We start from the raw sequence: 14,885 nt of genomic DNA, 5'->3' as shown, positions 1-14,885 counted from the left end.
CATGACCGTGTTGAAGATGACCGACCTCGACCTGCAAGGTAAGCGCGTACTGATTCGCGAAGACCTCAACGTACCTGTGAAGGACGGCGTTGTCGCCAGCGACGCGCGTATCCAGGCCGCGCTGCCGACCATCAAGCTGGCCTTGGAAAAGGGCGCTGCGGTCATGGTCTGCTCGCACCTGGGTCGCCCGACCGAAGGCGAGTTCTCGGCCGAGAACAGCCTCAAGCCGGTCGCCGAGTACCTGACCAAGGCCCTGGGCCGCGAAGTACCGTTGGTCGCCGACTACCTCGAAGGTGTCGAGGTCAACGCCGGTGACCTGGTGTTGTTCGAGAACGTGCGCTTCAACAAGGGCGAGAAGAAGAACGCCGACGAACTGGCGCAGAAATACGCCGCCCTTTGCGATGTCTTCGTCATGGACGCCTTCGGTACCGCCCACCGCGCCGAGGGCTCGACCCATGGCGTCGCCAAGTTCGCCAAGGTCGCTGCCGCCGGCCCGCTGCTGGCTGCCGAGCTGGATGCCCTGGGCAAGGCCCTGAAGGCTCCGGCCAAACCGATGGCAGCCATCGTTGCCGGCTCCAAGGTGTCGACCAAGCTGGACGTGCTCAACAGCCTGAGCTCGGTCTGTGACCAGCTGATCGTCGGCGGCGGTATCGCCAACACCTTCCTCGCCGCAGCGGGCCACCCGGTCGGCAAGTCGCTGTACGAAGCCGACCTGGTCGACACCGCCAAGGCCATCGCCGCCAAGGTCAGCGTGCCTCTGCCGGTCGACGTGGTAGTGGCCAAGGCGTTCGCCGAGAGCGCCGAGGCTACCGTCAAGGCCATCGCCGACGTCGCTGACGACGACATGATCCTGGACATCGGCCCACAGACTGCAGCCAACTTCGCTGAACTGTTGAAGTCGTCCAAGACCATTCTGTGGAACGGCCCGGTCGGCGTGTTCGAGTTCGACCAGTTTGGCAACGGCACCAAGGTGCTGGCCAAGGCCATCGCCGACAGCGCAGCGTTCTCCATCGCTGGCGGCGGCGACACCCTGGCGGCGATCGACAAGTATGGCGTAGGCAAGGATATCTCCTACATTTCTACCGGTGGCGGTGCGTTCCTCGAGTTCGTCGAAGGCAAGGTTCTGCCTGCCGTGGCAATCCTGGAAGAACGGGCCAAGGCCTGACAATGGCAGCGCCTGGCAAACGGAGCGACCTGATGGTCAAGCTATTGCCTTTGATGATCACCGCCGGTCTGCTGGGCGCCTGCTCCAGCAGCCCGTCTTCGGACGACCCGGCGCAGCCGCCCAAGGGCGGTTGCTACCAGTCGCAGTGGCAGGCCGAGACCGTGCCGGTGATCAACAAGCGCGTGGGCCCGGAGGGCCTGGAAAAGTACGATGAAGAACACCAGCGCCAGGCCCCGGGTTGCCCTTGATCGGTAATCGGGCAACCTAATCGGCATTTGGTGGTCTTGAACACAGGGGCCGCACCGCAGCCCCCCGCGGAGTAATGTGATGAAAGCGCTGATGGCCTCCATGGCCCTGGCGACACTGGCAGGATGCTCGCTGCTGCAGTCGGCGCCAGAGGCCCCGGCTGATGACTGGACCCGCTGGGTCTGCGACACCCAGGCTGAGGTGCTTTGGCGCTTCGCCGACGCGCAACGCGACGCGGTCGACGTGCGCCTTGGCGGCGGCGACCAGGTCTACCGGCTCAAGTCCGAGCCGGGCGCTTCGGGCGCGCTTTACAGCGATGGCGTGCTGGCGTTCCACACCAAGGGTGAGGAAGGCCTGGTCTACTGGGTGGCGACCAACGATCTGATTGGGCGGGGCTGCAAGGCACCGTGACTGGCCGGGCCGCATCGATGGCCCACACTACTTGAACAGCAACCGCCCCTGCGGCAGGCTTGCACGAAACAAACGACGCTTGTCGGGAGAGAGATACACAATGGCACTCATTAGCATGCGCCAGATGCTGGACCACGCCGCCGAGTTCGGTTACGGCGTTCCAGCTTTCAACGTCAACAACCTCGAGCAAATGCGCGCCATCATGGAAGCCGCCGACAAGACCGACTCTCCGGTCATCGTCCAGGCGTCGGCCGGTGCGCGCAAATACGCCGGTGCGCCATTCCTGCGCCACCTGATCCTGGCGGCCATCGAGGAATTCCCGCACATCCCGGTGTGCATGCACCAGGACCACGGCACCAGCCCTGACGTGTGCCAGCGCTCCATCCAGCTGGGCTTCAGCTCGGTGATGATGGATGGCTCGCTGAAGGAAGACGGCAAGACCCCGTCCGACTACGACTACAACGTCCGTGTGACCCAGCAGACCGTGGCATTCGCCCACGCCTGCGGTGTGTCGGTAGAAGGCGAACTGGGCTGCCTGGGTAGCCTGGAAACCGGCCAGGCCGGTGAAGAAGACGGTATCGGCGCCGAAGGCACCCTGGACCACAGCCAGATGCTGACCGACCCGGAAGAGGCCGCCGACTTCGTCAAGAAGACCCAGGTCGACGCCCTGGCCATCGCCATCGGCACCAGCCACGGTGCCTACAAGTTCACCAAGCCACCAACCGGTGACATCCTGGCGATCGACCGCATCAAGGAAATCCACAAGCGCATCCCCAACACCCACCTGGTGATGCACGGCTCGTCCTCGGTACCGCAGGACTGGCTGGCGATCATCAACGAGTACGGTGGCCAGATCAAGGAAACCTACGGCGTGCCGGTCGAAGAGATCGTCGAAGGCATCAAGTACGGCGTACGCAAGGTCAACATCGATACCGACCTGCGTCTGGCCTCGACCGGTGCCATCCGTCGCTACATGGCCGAGCACCCGAGCGAGTTCGACCCACGCAAGTTCTTCGCCGAAACCGTGAAGGCCATGCGTGACGTGTGCATCGCCCGTTACGAAGCCTTCGGCACTGCCGGCAATGCCTCGAAGATTAAGCCGATCTCGCTGGAAGGTATGTTCCAGCGTTATGCCAAGGGTGAGCTGGCCGCCAAGGTCAACTGATTGGCTCTTGCCGTTCAGGCCCCGAAAAAACCCGCAGCGATGCGGGTTTTTTTTTGGGCTTGGGGCTTTGGGCTTGGGTGGTTGGTTCGAGGGATGTAGCGGCGCTACTGGCCCCTTCCGCCTTTACGGCGGGCAACTTTTTTCTTGGAAAAAGTTGCTCAAAACCGCTTGCTCCCACATACGGCCCTCCGCTGCGCTACGGGTCCCCTCGCTTCGGCGGCTTGCGGGCCCGCGCGGCCTACGACTTGCTTCGCAAGTCTACGTCTCGCGCCTTCGGCTGCGCCGAAGGGTGCTGCGCACCTGGCCCTCCAGCCGCCTACGCTCGGCCTCCTGAGGTCGCGGGTAGATCAAGATCAACAGCAAGAGCAAGATCAACAGCCAGAGCAACGGCAGGCGAATCGCTGCGCTCTCGCTGTTTACCTATCGCTTTGTGTTGCAGCGGATAGCGCGGTGTCTCTTTCGAAGATAACGCCAGTGCAGGCGCCGCCCCTAACTTCGCGACGTCAGGAGGCCGAGCGTAGGTGCCTGTAGGGCCAGGTGCGCAGCACCCTTCGGCGTAGCCGAAGGCGCGAGATGTAGACTTGCGGAGCAAGTCGTAGGCCGCGCGGGCCCGGAAGGCGCCGTAGCGAGGGGACCCGTAGCGCAGCGGAGGGCCGGATGCAGGAGCGAGCGGTTTTGCCTACTTTTTCCAAGAAAAAAGTAGGCCGCCGTAAAGGCGGAAGGGGCCAGTAGCGCCGCTACACAAAATGGATCAGCTCACGATCTAAATGCCAAGCCAAGCCAGCTCCCCGACAACCCGTGAAGAACCTTGTTTCGCCTGCACAAACCGGTTGCCCCAACATAGGGTTGGCAAGCTGACCGTTAGTCGGCTAGTTTCATAATTGATGGCGGATGGCCACTTGGTCACGTTGCGAGTTTCCTGCCCACCGCTAGAGTAAACAATCGGATCCAATTGCAAGTCGAAGTCGATCTAACAAGAGACGCAGCATGGATGGCGCTAACCCTCACCCCCCGGAAAACCGTTCGGTCCTTCTGGTGGTAGATGATTACCCCGAGAACCTCATCAGCATGCGGGCGCTGCTGGCCCGTCAGGATTGGCAGGTGGTCACCGCCAGCTCAGGTATGGAAGCCCTGAGTGCATTGCTCGAATATGAGGTCGACCTGGTCTTGCTGGACGTCCAGATGCCGGAAATGGACGGCTTCGAAGTCGCCCGGTTGATGCGTGGCAGCCAGCGCACCCAGCTCACTCCGATCATTTTCCTCACCGCCAACGAGCAATCCGAAGCCGCTGTGCTCAAGGGATACGCCAGTGGAGCGGTGGATTACCTGTTCAAACCCTTCAATCCGCAAATCCTCAAGCCGAAGGTCCAGGCGCTGCTGGACCAGCAACGCAACCGGCGCATGCTGCAGCGGCTGACCCGCGAGCTGGAGGCGGCGCGGGCGTTCAATGCCTCGATTCTGGAGAACGCCGCCGAGGGCATCCTGGTGGTCGACGAGCAAGGCATCATCGGCTTCGCCAATCCAGCGATCTGCGGGCTACTGGAAACCCCCCTGGAGCAGCTCCAGGGTACCCAACTGCTGGGCTTGCTGGCCGTGACTGGCAGTAGCCTGTGGAGCGACTCCGACTTCTACAGGGCCTACCAGGCCAGGCAGATCTTCCGCGTGCACGATGCCCAGTTGCGTACCCATGGCGGGCAACTGGTGCCGGTGGCGCTGTCCTGCGCGCCGTTGCCAGCCGAGCAACGTGCCATGGTGGTGACCGTGCTCGACATGTCGGCGGTGCGCAACCTGCATCAGCAACTGGAATACCAGGCCGTGACGGATCCTTTGACCGGCTTGCTCAACCGCCGTGGCTTCTATCAGGCGGCCGAGGGCGTGTTGCTGCGCAACGAGCGCTCGGAGAAGGCGCAGGCGCTCATGTACATGGACCTGGACGGCTTCAAGCGAATCAATGATTCGCTCGGCCACGAGACCGGTGACCATGTATTGCGTTGGGTTGCCGAGCAACTCAAGGACTGCCTGGGCAGCGAAGCCCTGCTGGCGCGCATGGGCGGTGACGAGTTCACCGCATTGTTCGATGGCCTGCCGTATCCCGAGCAGGCTGGGCGTTTTGCCGAGAAGCTGCTCGAACGCATGTCGGTGTGCCAGCAGGTCAATGGCCTGGACCTGAGCCTTGGCGTCAGTATCGGCATTGCCACCTATCCCGACTGCGGTGCCACGGTCGAAGGCTTGCTGCGTGCTGCCGACGCCGCGATGTACGCGGCAAAGCAGGCGGGCCGCCAGCAGTACCGCTTCTACGACCAGGAACTCAACGGCCGGGCGCGCTCGCGGCTGATGCTCGAAACCAGCGTGCGCAGCGCCATCGAGCAGCGCGACTTCAGCCTGGTCTACCAGCCCCAGGTAGGTTTCACCGACGGCCGTCTGCGTGGCTTCGAGGCCTTGTTGAGGTGGCAGCATCCCAGCGTTGGCGACGTGCCGCCGGGGCTGTTCATCCCCTTGCTGGAGGAGGCGCGCCTGATCAGCCGCCTGGCCAGTTGGATCTATCGCCAGGGGGCCGCCCAGCGCCAGGCTTGGCGCGAACGTTTCCCGGCGGACCTGGTACTGGGTATCAGCTTGAGCAGGGCCCAGTTCACCATGCCCAATCTGGTGGAGGAGTTGCGCCAGGTGATCGAGGCCTGCGAGCTGGAGCCATCGCAGTTGGAAGTCGAGATTGCCGAAACCTCGTTGATGTACAACATCGATGCCGCGGTGAAACAGGTGCATCGCCTGCGCACCCTGGGCGTGCGGGTGGCGCTGGACGATTTCGGCGCTGGCGACTGTTCGCTGCGGATGATCCGTGATCTGCCCATCGATACCCTCAAGCTCGACCGCCACCTGGTGGCGCGGCTGCCTGAGTCGGCGCAGGACGCAGCGTTGGTGCGCAGCGTCATCGGCCTGTGCGCCGAATACCGCATCACGGTGATCGCCGAGGGCGTGGAAACCCAGCCCCAGGCGGCCTGGCTCAAGGCCAACGGTTGCGCCTACGTGCAGGGTTTCCTGGTTGCCCACCCGCTGACCGCAGCGGATGCCGGCAACTTTGCGCCGATTTTCCCCTGGCCGGCCCGCTAGTTGGATAAACTCGCGTCTGTTATCCAAGATTGCCGGGCCATGACCGTTTTACGCTACCTGCAAGCCTACCCGCCGCACCTTCAGGAACAGGTTCGCCAGATGATCGACAGCGATCGCCTGGGCGAGTACCTGCAGCGGCGTTATTTCGAGCGTCATGACGTGCAGAGCGACAGGGCGCTGTACGACTACGCCCAGGGCCTGCGCCAGCAGTACCTGCGCAGTGCGCCGAACCTCGACAAGGTGCTGTTCGACAATCGCCTGGACCTCACCCACCGGGCCCTGGGCCTGAATACCGCGGTGTCGCGGGTGCAGGGTGGCAAGCTCAAGGCCAAGAAGGAAATCCGCATCGCCTCGCTGTTCAAGGAGGCCGCGCCGCAGTTTCTACGCATGATCGTCGTGCACGAACTGGCCCACCTGCGCGAGCGTGACCACAACAAGGCGTTCTACCAGCTCTGCCAGCACATGGAGCCGGACTACCACCAACTGGAATTCGACCTGCGCGTCTACCTGACCTATCGGGAGCTGCCGGGCCACGCTTGAGGACCACGCAGCATGGAAGTGAGCAAGACCAAGAGCAGTTTCTATCGGCGCCTGTACGTGGCCTGGCTGATCGACAGCCAGACCGCCACCAGTGTCCCGGCATTGATGGAGGCTACCGGCATGCCTCGGCGCACTGCCCAGGACACCATCCTCGCGCTGGCCGACCTAGACATCGTTTGCGAGTTCGAGCAGCAGGAGGGGGCGCGCAACCACGCCGGGCATTACCGCATCCACGATTGGGGCGCGATCGACAAGCAATGGATCATCCAGCACCTGCGGCAGATCCGCGAGGTGCTGGGCTACCCTTGACGGCTCAGCCTTTGCGCATGCCGATGTGGGGAATGTCGTCTTCCAGATACGCCTCGCCGGCCACTTCGAAGCCGTGCTGGGCGTAGAAGCCCTGCAGGTGCGCTTGTGCCGAAAGGTAGACCGGGGTGCCTGGCCAGCAGTGTTCGGCCGCTTCCAACCCCTTGAGCAGCAGCGGGTGGCCCAGTTTGGAGCCACGCGCCTGGGGTGAAGTCACCACCCGGCCGATGACCACGTCCCCGCCTTGGGATTGTGGGTCGAGCAGGCGCAGGTAGGCGACCAGCTGATCATCCTGCCAACCCATCAGATGCAGGGTGTCGCCGCTCAGGTCCTGGCCGTCGACTTCCTGGTAGGCGCAGCGTTGCTCGACCACGAACACTTCGGTACGCAGCCGCAGGATGGCGTAGAGTTGCTCCTTGCTCAGGTCGGTATGGTGCTTGCAGATCCAGTCGATGGACATTGGGAAGGCTCCTGAAAAAGAGCTCGATCATCGCAAATCGGTGCGGCGGCGACGAGTGGATCAGTGCTTCATGTCATGTCGACCGAGGCTCGGCCAAAATAGAGGCTAATTGACATTATTGGCGGCTGCCCAGCCGGGCGGCTTTGTGTAATCTCGTAATTCTGGTGTATTGCCTCCACAGCGTGTCCCCCGTTGCAAAAGGACTTGAGCATGAGGTCACTGCTTTGCGTGCTGGGCCTATTGAGCGTAATGCTGTCGCCTCCCATCCTGGCGAAGGACACGCTGCGCCTGGTGGCCGACAACTGGCCGCCCTTCACCGATGCCAGCATGCCGGGCGCAGGCTTGGCGACGCGCATCGTCAGCATGGCGCTGTCGCGCGCCGGCTACACCTGCGTGACCGAGGAAGTGCCTTGGGCGCGCGCGCTGATGGGCATCGGCGAAGGGCGTTACGATGTGCTGGTCAACGCCTGGTACAACGATTCGCGGGCGCGCATCGGCCAGTTCTCCAAGGCCTATCTGACCAACCGCATCCGGCTGCTCAAGCGCAAGGGCGATGACTTTCGCTACCAGCGCCCGGCCGACCTGTACCCGCGCACCATCGCCGTGGTCCGCGACTATGCCTATTCTGCGCAGTTCGATGGCGATAGCCGGTTACGCAAGGTCGAGGTCGTCAACTTCTCGTCTGCCGTGCGCATGCTGGCGGCCGGGCGCGTGGACCTGGCGGTCGAGGATGAATACGTGGCGCGTTACAACCTGCAGCGTGAGCCGGCGCAGGTACGTGAAGCGATCACCTTGGTGGAGCCGCCTTTGGCGGAGAACACCTTGCACATTCTGGTGAGCCTCAAGCATCCCGGGCATGAACAGATAGTCGAGCGCTTCGAGCAAGCTATCGTGGCGATGAAAGCCGATGGCAGCTATGCGCGGTTGTTGCGCCAGTATGGCTTTTGATGGGGGCCGGGCTTGAGGGCCTCTCTTTCAAGCCGGCGCACTCTCCTTGATCAGATGGGCGGCCATGGTCCGTAGTGGCGCCAATTGCCGGCAGATCAAGGCCAGCTGGGTTTGAACCAGGCGCTGATGTTCATCCAGCTCCTCGGGCATCTGTTCCAGTTCGTTGGCCAGGGCTTCCTCGGCATCGCTGTGAATGGCCACCGGCAGGCGAGCGGCCAGGCCATTGGCGATCTCGTCCAGGCTGTTGGCCAGGCTTTGCGCCGCGCCATCGATCAGTTGTTCCTGCACCTCGGCCGGCAACGCGGTGTCGCGGTGCGCGCCGAGGCCCGAGAGGTAGCTGAGCAAGGTGTGTGACAGCACCAGGAAGCGGAAGCCCACGTCGGCTTCCTTGCGAAAGTGCCCAGGCTCCATGAGCATGTTGGCCAGGGTGGTGGACAGCGCCGCGTCGGCGTTGTGGGCGTTGCGCCGGGCCAGGCGGTAGGCCAGGTCGTCACGCTTGCCGTGGGCGTACTGCTGCATGATCTGGCGCAAGTACACGCTGGCGCAGGCCAGGGTGTTGGCCAGCGCCTTGTTCAGGCGCCGACCCTGCCAATCGGGCAGGAACAGGAACACCGCCAGGATGGCGATCAGGCTGCCCACCAGGGTATCGAACAGGCGCGGCAGGAACAGGCCGTAGCCGTCGCCGATCTGGTTGAAGCAGAACAGCACCATCAGGGTGATCGCGGCGGTGGCCAAGGTGTAGCGGGTCGTGCGGTTGACGAAGAAAACCACCCCGGCGACCACGGCGAACATCGACTGGATGATCGGGCTGGGGAACAGGTCGAACAGCGCCCAGCCCACGGTCAGGCCGATGGCCGTGCCGATCACCCGCTGCACCAGCTTGCGTCGGGTGGCGCCGTAGTTCGGCTGGCAGACGAACAAGGTGGTGAGAATGATCCAGTAGCCTTGGGTCGGGTGGATCAGGTGCACCATGCCATAGCCGATCGACAGCGCCAGCGACAGGCGCAAGGCGTGGCGGAACAATAGCGAAGTCGGCGTGAGCTGGGTGCGCAGGCGCGTCCAGACATCCTTGAAGTTGCGCGGCGAGCGGTCCAGCAGGCTGCTGTCACTGGCGTCGGCGAGGCTGTCGGGGTTGCTGGCGGCGCCCAGCAGGCGGTCGAGGGTGGCGAGGTTGGCCGCCAGTGCACGCAGCGAACGCAGCAGGCCGCGCCAGGCCGGATTGCTTTGCTGGCGCAGGTGTTCGAGCGAGGCGTTGAGGTCTTCCAGGGCGTCGGCGAAGCGGCTGTCGAGGACGAACGGCTGGCGCAGGCGGATCGACCGCGCCAGCTCCTGGCACGCCGAGCCCTGCTGGCGCAGCAGGCGCTGGCAACGGAACATCACGTCGCTGTGGAAAAAGGCCTCGGCCAGGGCGTTGTAGGGGTAGTGCGAGGCGCTGACGCGCTCATGGATGTCCTGGGCCAGGAAGTACAGCTTCAGGTAGCGGCTGACCTTGGAGTTGGGCTGGCTGTTGCCGACGCGGTGCAGGATGATTTCCTTGGCGGTGTTGAGCGCCGCCACCACCTTGCCATTTTGCTGAGCAAGCTCCAGGCGCCGGGCTTCGAGGTCAAGGTTGCGGATCGGCTCGAACAGGTTGGCCTTGAGCTTCAGGTACAGGCCCAGCTCCTGGAACAGCTTGGCCAGGCTCTGCTGAACTGGCTGGTTGGAAAACAGCAGTTGCCACAGCACCGATAGCAGGCCATACCAGGCCGCGCCTGCGACCAGCAGCATCGGCTCGTGCCAGAAATCGCTGACCTGGCCGCCGCGCTGGTCGACACCGATCATGGTGTACACCGCCAGGATCAACGTCGCCGAGGCGATCGCCCCATAGCGCTCGCCCAGGGCGCCGAGCATGGTCAGGCCAAACGCCGCCAGGGCGAGGGCGGCGACGAAGATCCAGGGGTAGGGGAACAGCAGCTCCACGGCCAGCGCGGCGATGGCGAAACACACCAGGGTCACGGCCAGGGCGCTGAGCCGGCCTTGCCAGCTATCGTCGGTTTCGGCCAGGGCGCTGGCGATGATGCCCAGGAACAATGGAATCAGCAGGGCCATCTCGTCCTGGTACCAGCACAGCGCCATGCTGCCGGTAAGCGCAACCGTTACCCGGATGCTGTAGCTGAACTTGTCTTGGCCCCACAGGCGACGCAGTGACTGACGGAACGAGCTCGATGACATGATGGCCTGCTAGGCAGTGATCGATTGAATGCATGAGCGCACGGACCAGCAAGAAGCGTTCCGTGCTGCTCGATGGATTCTACTCTACACGAACTGCGCAGCGGCGTTGGCAGAGGCCCAGGCCCACTGGAAATTGAAGCCGCCGAGGTGGCCGGTGACGTCGAGTACCTCGCCGATGAAATACAGGCCCGGGCTCTTCAGCGATTCCATGGTCTTGGACGACACCTCGCGGGTGTCGACACCCCCCAGGGTCACCTCGGCGGTGCGGTAGCCTTCGGTGCCGGCTGGCACCAGTTGCCACGCTGCCAGCTTGTCGGCGATCTGCGTCAGTTCTGCCGGGGTGTACTGCTTCATCGGCCGTGAGTCGAACCACTGCTCGGCCAGCAAGTTGGCGAGCTTGCGGGTGAAGACCTCGCCCAGCACGGTCTTCAGCTCGCTGTTGGCGCGCTCGGCCTGCTGCTGTTGCAGCCATTGCAGGGCATCGCGGTCGGGCAGCAGGTTGAGCTCCAGGGTGTCGCCGGCTTCCCAGAACGACGAGATCTGCAGGATCGCCGGGCCACTGAGACCGCGATGGGTGAACAGCAGGTTTTCCCGGAAGCTGGTGCCATTGCAGCTGGCGATGCAGTCCAGCGAGGTGCCGGAGAGCTCGGTGCACAATGCCTTGAGTTGGGGCTCGGTGATGGTGAACGGCACCAGTCCGGCGCGGGTCGGCAGCAGTGTGTGGCCGAACTGGCGGGCCACCTGGTAACCGAAACCGGTGGCGCCCAGGGTCGGGATCGACAGGCCGCCGGTGGCGATCACCAGCGACTGGCAGGCGAACGGTCCGGCGCTGGTCTGCAGCAGGTAGCCGGCTTCGGTTTTCTCGATGTGCTCGATGCTGGTGTGCATGCGCAGCTCGGCACCGGCCTCGTCGCATTCGGCAAGCAGCATGTCGAGGATGTCGCTGGCCTTGTTGTCGCAGAACAGCTGGCCGAGCTTCTTCTCGTGGTAGGGCACGCCGTGCTTGGCCACCAGCTCGATGAAGTCCCACTGGGTGTAGCGGGCCAGGGCCGACTTGCAGAAGTGCGGGTTGTGCGAGAGGAAGTTGGCGGGCTCGGTGTACATGTTGGTGAAGTTGCAGCGTCCGCCGCCGGACATGAGGATCTTCTTGCCAGGCTTGTTGGCGTGGTCGAGCAGCACCACCCGGCGGCCACGGCGAGCGCTGAGCTGGGCGCACATCAGGCCGGCGGCGCCAGCGCCGATGATGATCACGTCGGTGGTGTGCACGGTGTTACCTCTTGAATGTTTCTGGGACTGCTGTGCCGCCCATTCGCGGGGCAAGCCCGCTCCCACAGGATCTCCATGATCCTTCAGACGGGGGAGTACCTGTGGGAGCGGGCTTGTCCCGCGAATGGCCCGTGCAGCGGCCGCAAAGAATGGTCAGACGATACGAACTTTCAGCGATCGGCCCTTGATCTTGCCGCTGTTGAGTCGCTGCATGGCCTGTTTGGCCAGCGCTCGCTCGACGGCGACGAACGCCTGGAAGTCGAAGATGGCGATCTTGCCCACCTGCTTGCCGGGGATGCCGGCGTCGCCGGTCAGCGCGCCGAGGATGTCGCCTGGGCGCAGCTTGTCCTTGCGCCCGGCGGCGATGCACAGGGTGCTCATGATCGGCAGCAGCGGCTCGCCGCCCTTGTTCTTCAGGCTGTCCAACGGGTCCCAGCGCAGCGGGTTCTTTTGCAGGTCCTCGATGGCCTGGGCGCGGTGCCCTTCGGCTGGGGCCACCAGGCTGACGGCGATGCCTTTTTCGCCCGCACGGCCGGTACGGCCGACACGGTGCACATGGATTTCGGCATCACGGGCCAGCTCGACGTTGATGACCATGTCCAGGCCATCGATGTCCAGGCCTCGGGCGGCCACGTCGGTAGCCACCAGCACCGAGCTGCTGCGGTTGGCGAACATGGTCAGCACCTGGTCGCGGTCACGTTGCTCCAGATCGCCATGCAAGGCCTGGGCGACGATGCCCTTGGCCGTCAGGTGGGCAACGACGTCCTCGCACTGCTGCTTGGTGAAGCAGAACGCCACGCACGATTGCGGGCGATAGTGGCCGAGCACACGGGTCACCGCCTCGAGGCGCTGCTGCGGGTCGATCTCGATGAAGCGCTGCTCGATCTGGTTGTCGGCGTGCAGGCTCTCGACCTTGACCTGCTGCGGCTTGCGCATGAAGTCGGCGGCCAGTTGCTCGATGCCAGCTGGGTAGGTGGCCGAGAACAGCAGAGTCTGGCGGCGCGACGGGGTCTTGCCGATGATGCTGGCGATGGCATCGAAGAAGCCCATGTCGAGCATGCGGTCGGCTTCGTCGAGCACCAGGGTGTTGAGCCCGTCGAGCACCAGGGTGCCTTTGTCCAGGTGTTGCTGGATGCGCCCCGGGGTGCCGACGATGATGTGCGCGCCATGTTCCAGCGAGGCGATCTGCGGGCCGAGCGAAACACCGCCGCACAGGGTCAGGATCTTGATGTTGTCCTCGGCGCGAGCCAGGCGGCGCAGCTCCTTGGCGACCTGGTCGGCGAGTTCGCGGGTGGGGCACAGCACCAGGGCCTGGCAGCCGAAGTAACGTGGGTTGATCGGGTTGAGCAGGCCGATGCCGAACGCCGCGGTCTTGCCGCTGCCGGTCTTGGCCTGGGCGATCAGGTCCAGGCCCTTGAGGATGATCGGCAGGCTTTGCGCCTGAATCGGTGTCATCGAGGCATAGCCGAGGGCGTCCAGGTTGGCCAGCATGGCGGCGGACAGCGGCAGGGAGGCGAAGGCGGTAGAGTCGGTGGTCACGAGGCGGGCCTGCGGTGCGAAGCGAAAAATGTCGCACAGTCTACCAGCCTCATGGCCATTCGCCCTACGATTCCATGTGCGCTTCCGGACGACGGGCACGCCTTCCGTCCGTCGGCGACAACTGCAGGAAGATCGCCGCCGCCAGCATGGCCATGACGCCGATGGTCACGAAGGTCAGTTGGAAGGCCCCCAGGGTGCTGTCCACACCTTCGGCGCTGCCGGCTGCGGTGAACCCTCCGAGCAGTGCACCAGCGCACGCCACACCGAGGCTCAGCGACAGCTGCGCGACCACCGACAGCAGGCTGTTGCCGCTGCTGGCGTGGGCATCGTCGAGGTCGATCAGGGTCACCGTGTTCATGGCTGTGAACTGCATCGAGTTGACCGCGCCGAGCAGGCCGAGGTGGATGAGCAGCACCACGTAAGGGGTCTGCTCGTCGACCAGCCCGAGGCTGGCCAGCAGTATGCCCAGCAGCAGGGTATTGGCGGTGAGGATGATGCGGTAGCCAAAGCGCTCGATCAGCGGTCGGGCAATGGATTTGGCGACCATCGCCGCCGCGGCCAGGGGGATCATGCTCATGCCGGCCTGGGCCGGGGAGTAGCCTAGCGCCACTTGCAGCAGCAGCGGCACGAGGAAGGGCAGGGCGCCGCTGCCCAGGCGGGCGAACAGGTTGCCGAGGATACCGATGGCGAAGGTCCGCACGCGGAACAGGCTGGGCGAAAACAGCGGCTCCGGGTCGCGCCCGGCGCGTAGCCAGTAGGCAGCCAGGCAAGCCATGCCGGCGAACAGCAGCAACATCACCCGCAGGTGCGGCAGGTGCAGCTCGCCCAGGCCCTCCATGGCGATGGTGATGAGCACCATCGCTGCGCCGAACAGCAAGAACCCAGGTCCATCGAAGGTGGTGCGCTCGGCACCGCGCAAGTCGGGGATGAATTTCCACACCGCGTAGCAGCCCAGGACGCCGACCGGCAGGTTGAGCAGAAAGATCCAGTGCCAGCTGAGAATCTCCACCAGCCAGCCGCCCACCGTAGGGCCCAGCAGTGGCCCGAGCAGGCCAGGGATGGTGATGAAGCTCATGATCCGCACCAGGTCGCTGCGCGGGTAGGCGCGCAACACCACCAAGCGCCCGACCGGAAGCATCAGCGCCCCGCCCAGACCCTGCACGACCCGCGCGAAGATCAGAAAGCCCAGGCTGTTGGCGGCGGCGCACAGCAGCGAGCCGAAGCTGAACAGCAGGATCGCGCTGAAGAAGATGCGCTTGGTGCCGAAGCGGTCGGCGATCCAGCCCGAGGCCGGGATCAGCAGCGCCACGGTGAGCATGTAGGCGATGATCACCCCCTGCATGCGCAGCGGGTCTTCGGCCAGCGAGCGGGCCATGGCTGGCAGCGCGGTGTTGAGGATGGTGCCGTCCAGCGATTGCATGAAGAAGGCGATGGCCACCACCCAGGGTATCCAGCGGGCAGTGACAGGGTCCAGCGGGGTGCGTTCGGGCATGACGTCCTCGTTTGTCAGTGCCGGCCCT

At 64.3% G+C, this 14,885-nt stretch carries 13 protein-coding genes; 8 read left to right on the top strand and 5 right to left on the bottom strand.

All coding sequences use genetic code 11. The features are described 5' to 3' along the window. The first annotated feature begins 1 nt into the window (after position 1). The 7 genes from E6B08_RS27830 (at position 2) to E6B08_RS27800 (ending at position 6,944) form a co-directional block, all read left to right on the top strand. On the top strand, positions 2 to 1,165 hold the full coding sequence (locus tag E6B08_RS27830; protein WP_136916905.1) for a phosphoglycerate kinase: 1,164 nt from the start codon (positions 2 to 4) through the stop codon (positions 1,163 to 1,165). Positions 1,166 to 1,197: 32 nt separating this feature from the next. Next, on the top strand, positions 1,198 to 1,413 hold the full coding sequence (locus tag E6B08_RS27825; protein ID WP_136916904.1) for a hypothetical protein: 216 nt from the start codon (positions 1,198 to 1,200) through the stop codon (positions 1,411 to 1,413). Positions 1,414 to 1,492: 79 nt separating this feature from the next. Further along, positions 1,493 to 1,822: an MliC family protein gene (locus E6B08_RS27820; protein ID WP_136916903.1), complete on the top strand. Its 330-nt coding sequence runs from the start codon at positions 1,493 to 1,495 to the stop codon at positions 1,820 to 1,822. Between the two features lie 100 nt (positions 1,823 to 1,922). Continuing rightward, entirely contained in the window at positions 1,923 to 2,987 is a 1,065-nt protein-coding gene (gene fba / locus E6B08_RS27815) for a class II fructose-bisphosphate aldolase (RefSeq protein WP_136916902.1), read from the top strand. A 987-nt stretch (positions 2,988 to 3,974) separates the two neighbouring features. After that, a complete protein-coding gene (locus E6B08_RS27810; protein ID WP_136916901.1) occupies positions 3,975 to 6,095 on the top strand; it encodes a putative bifunctional diguanylate cyclase/phosphodiesterase in 2,121 nt (706 codons plus the stop codon). Positions 6,096 to 6,134: 39 nt separating this feature from the next. Further along, positions 6,135 to 6,635, top strand: a complete 501-nt coding sequence (locus E6B08_RS27805; RefSeq protein WP_136916900.1) for a M48 family metallopeptidase — start codon at positions 6,135 to 6,137, stop codon at positions 6,633 to 6,635. 12 nt (positions 6,636 to 6,647) lie between these two features. Next, positions 6,648 to 6,944 (top strand): winged helix-turn-helix domain-containing protein, encoded by a 297-nt coding sequence (locus tag E6B08_RS27800; protein ID WP_136916899.1) that lies wholly within the window; start codon positions 6,648 to 6,650, stop codon positions 6,942 to 6,944. A 4-nt stretch (positions 6,945 to 6,948) separates the two neighbouring features. Here the strand turns inward: E6B08_RS27800 and E6B08_RS27795 are convergent, their stop codons facing one another. Beyond that, positions 6,949 to 7,401, bottom strand: a complete 453-nt coding sequence (locus tag E6B08_RS27795) for a GNAT family N-acetyltransferase (RefSeq protein WP_136916898.1) — start codon at positions 7,399 to 7,401, stop codon at positions 6,949 to 6,951. Between the two features lie 210 nt (positions 7,402 to 7,611). On the opposite strand from E6B08_RS27795, the gene E6B08_RS27790 reads away from it, so the two are divergent. After that, on the top strand, positions 7,612 to 8,349 hold the full coding sequence (locus E6B08_RS27790; RefSeq protein ID WP_136916897.1) for a substrate-binding periplasmic protein: 738 nt from the start codon (positions 7,612 to 7,614) through the stop codon (positions 8,347 to 8,349). Positions 8,350 to 8,376: 27 nt separating this feature from the next. On the opposite strand, the gene yccS is transcribed toward E6B08_RS27790, so the two are convergent. The 4 genes from yccS to mdtD form a co-directional block, all read right to left on the bottom strand. Next, the gene (gene yccS, locus E6B08_RS27785; RefSeq protein WP_136916896.1) at positions 8,377 to 10,560 is read right to left on the bottom strand and encodes a YccS family putative transporter; all 2,184 of its coding nucleotides are present in this window, start codon (positions 10,558 to 10,560) and stop codon (positions 8,377 to 8,379) included. Between the two features lie 84 nt (positions 10,561 to 10,644). Then, a complete protein-coding gene (locus E6B08_RS27780; RefSeq protein ID WP_136916895.1) occupies positions 10,645 to 11,826 on the bottom strand; it encodes an NAD(P)/FAD-dependent oxidoreductase in 1,182 nt (393 codons plus the stop codon). A 153-nt stretch (positions 11,827 to 11,979) separates the two neighbouring features. After that, positions 11,980 to 13,317 (bottom strand): ATP-dependent RNA helicase DbpA, encoded by a 1,338-nt coding sequence (gene dbpA / locus E6B08_RS27775; RefSeq protein ID WP_238349371.1) that lies wholly within the window; start codon positions 13,315 to 13,317, stop codon positions 11,980 to 11,982. Positions 13,318 to 13,429: 112 nt separating this feature from the next. Continuing rightward, positions 13,430 to 14,857, bottom strand: coding sequence for a multidrug transporter subunit MdtD (mdtD, locus tag E6B08_RS27770; RefSeq protein WP_136916893.1), 1,428 nt, complete (start codon positions 14,855 to 14,857; stop codon positions 13,430 to 13,432). Positions 14,858 to 14,885: the final 28 nt, after the last annotated feature.

Source organism: Pseudomonas putida (assembly GCF_005080685.1).
In the GTDB taxonomy this organism is placed as follows: domain Bacteria; phylum Pseudomonadota; class Gammaproteobacteria; order Pseudomonadales; family Pseudomonadaceae; genus Aquipseudomonas; species Aquipseudomonas putida_V.
The sequence above is the reverse complement of the archived record's forward strand: the minus strand, read 5'-3'. Positions and strand labels throughout refer to the sequence as shown.

Excerpts from the sequence above, each read along its gene's own strand:
- E6B08_RS27800 (WP_136916899.1), top strand. The coding sequence starts at position 6,648 with ATGGAAGTGAGCAAGACCAAGAGCAGTTTCTATCGGCGCCTGTACGTG.
- yccS (WP_136916896.1), bottom strand. The coding sequence starts at position 10,560 with ATGTCATCGAGCTCGTTCCGTCAGTCACTGCGTCGCCTGTGGGGCCAA.
- E6B08_RS27825 (WP_136916904.1), top strand. The coding sequence starts at position 1,198 with ATGGTCAAGCTATTGCCTTTGATGATCACCGCCGGTCTGCTGGGCGCC.
- E6B08_RS27805 (WP_136916900.1), top strand. The coding sequence starts at position 6,135 with ATGACCGTTTTACGCTACCTGCAAGCCTACCCGCCGCACCTTCAGGAA.
- E6B08_RS27810 (WP_136916901.1), top strand. The coding sequence starts at position 3,975 with ATGGATGGCGCTAACCCTCACCCCCCGGAAAACCGTTCGGTCCTTCTG.
- E6B08_RS27830 (WP_136916905.1), top strand. The coding sequence starts at position 2 with ATGACCGTGTTGAAGATGACCGACCTCGACCTGCAAGGTAAGCGCGTA.
- E6B08_RS27795 (WP_136916898.1), bottom strand. The coding sequence starts at position 7,401 with ATGTCCATCGACTGGATCTGCAAGCACCATACCGACCTGAGCAAGGAG.
- E6B08_RS27820 (WP_136916903.1), top strand. The coding sequence starts at position 1,493 with ATGAAAGCGCTGATGGCCTCCATGGCCCTGGCGACACTGGCAGGATGC.
- mdtD (WP_136916893.1), bottom strand. The coding sequence starts at position 14,857 with ATGCCCGAACGCACCCCGCTGGACCCTGTCACTGCCCGCTGGATACCC.
- fba (WP_136916902.1), top strand. The coding sequence starts at position 1,923 with ATGGCACTCATTAGCATGCGCCAGATGCTGGACCACGCCGCCGAGTTC.
- dbpA (WP_238349371.1), bottom strand. The coding sequence starts at position 13,317 with ATGCTGGCCAACCTGGACGCCCTCGGCTATGCCTCGATGACACCGATT.
- E6B08_RS27790 (WP_136916897.1), top strand. The coding sequence starts at position 7,612 with ATGAGGTCACTGCTTTGCGTGCTGGGCCTATTGAGCGTAATGCTGTCG.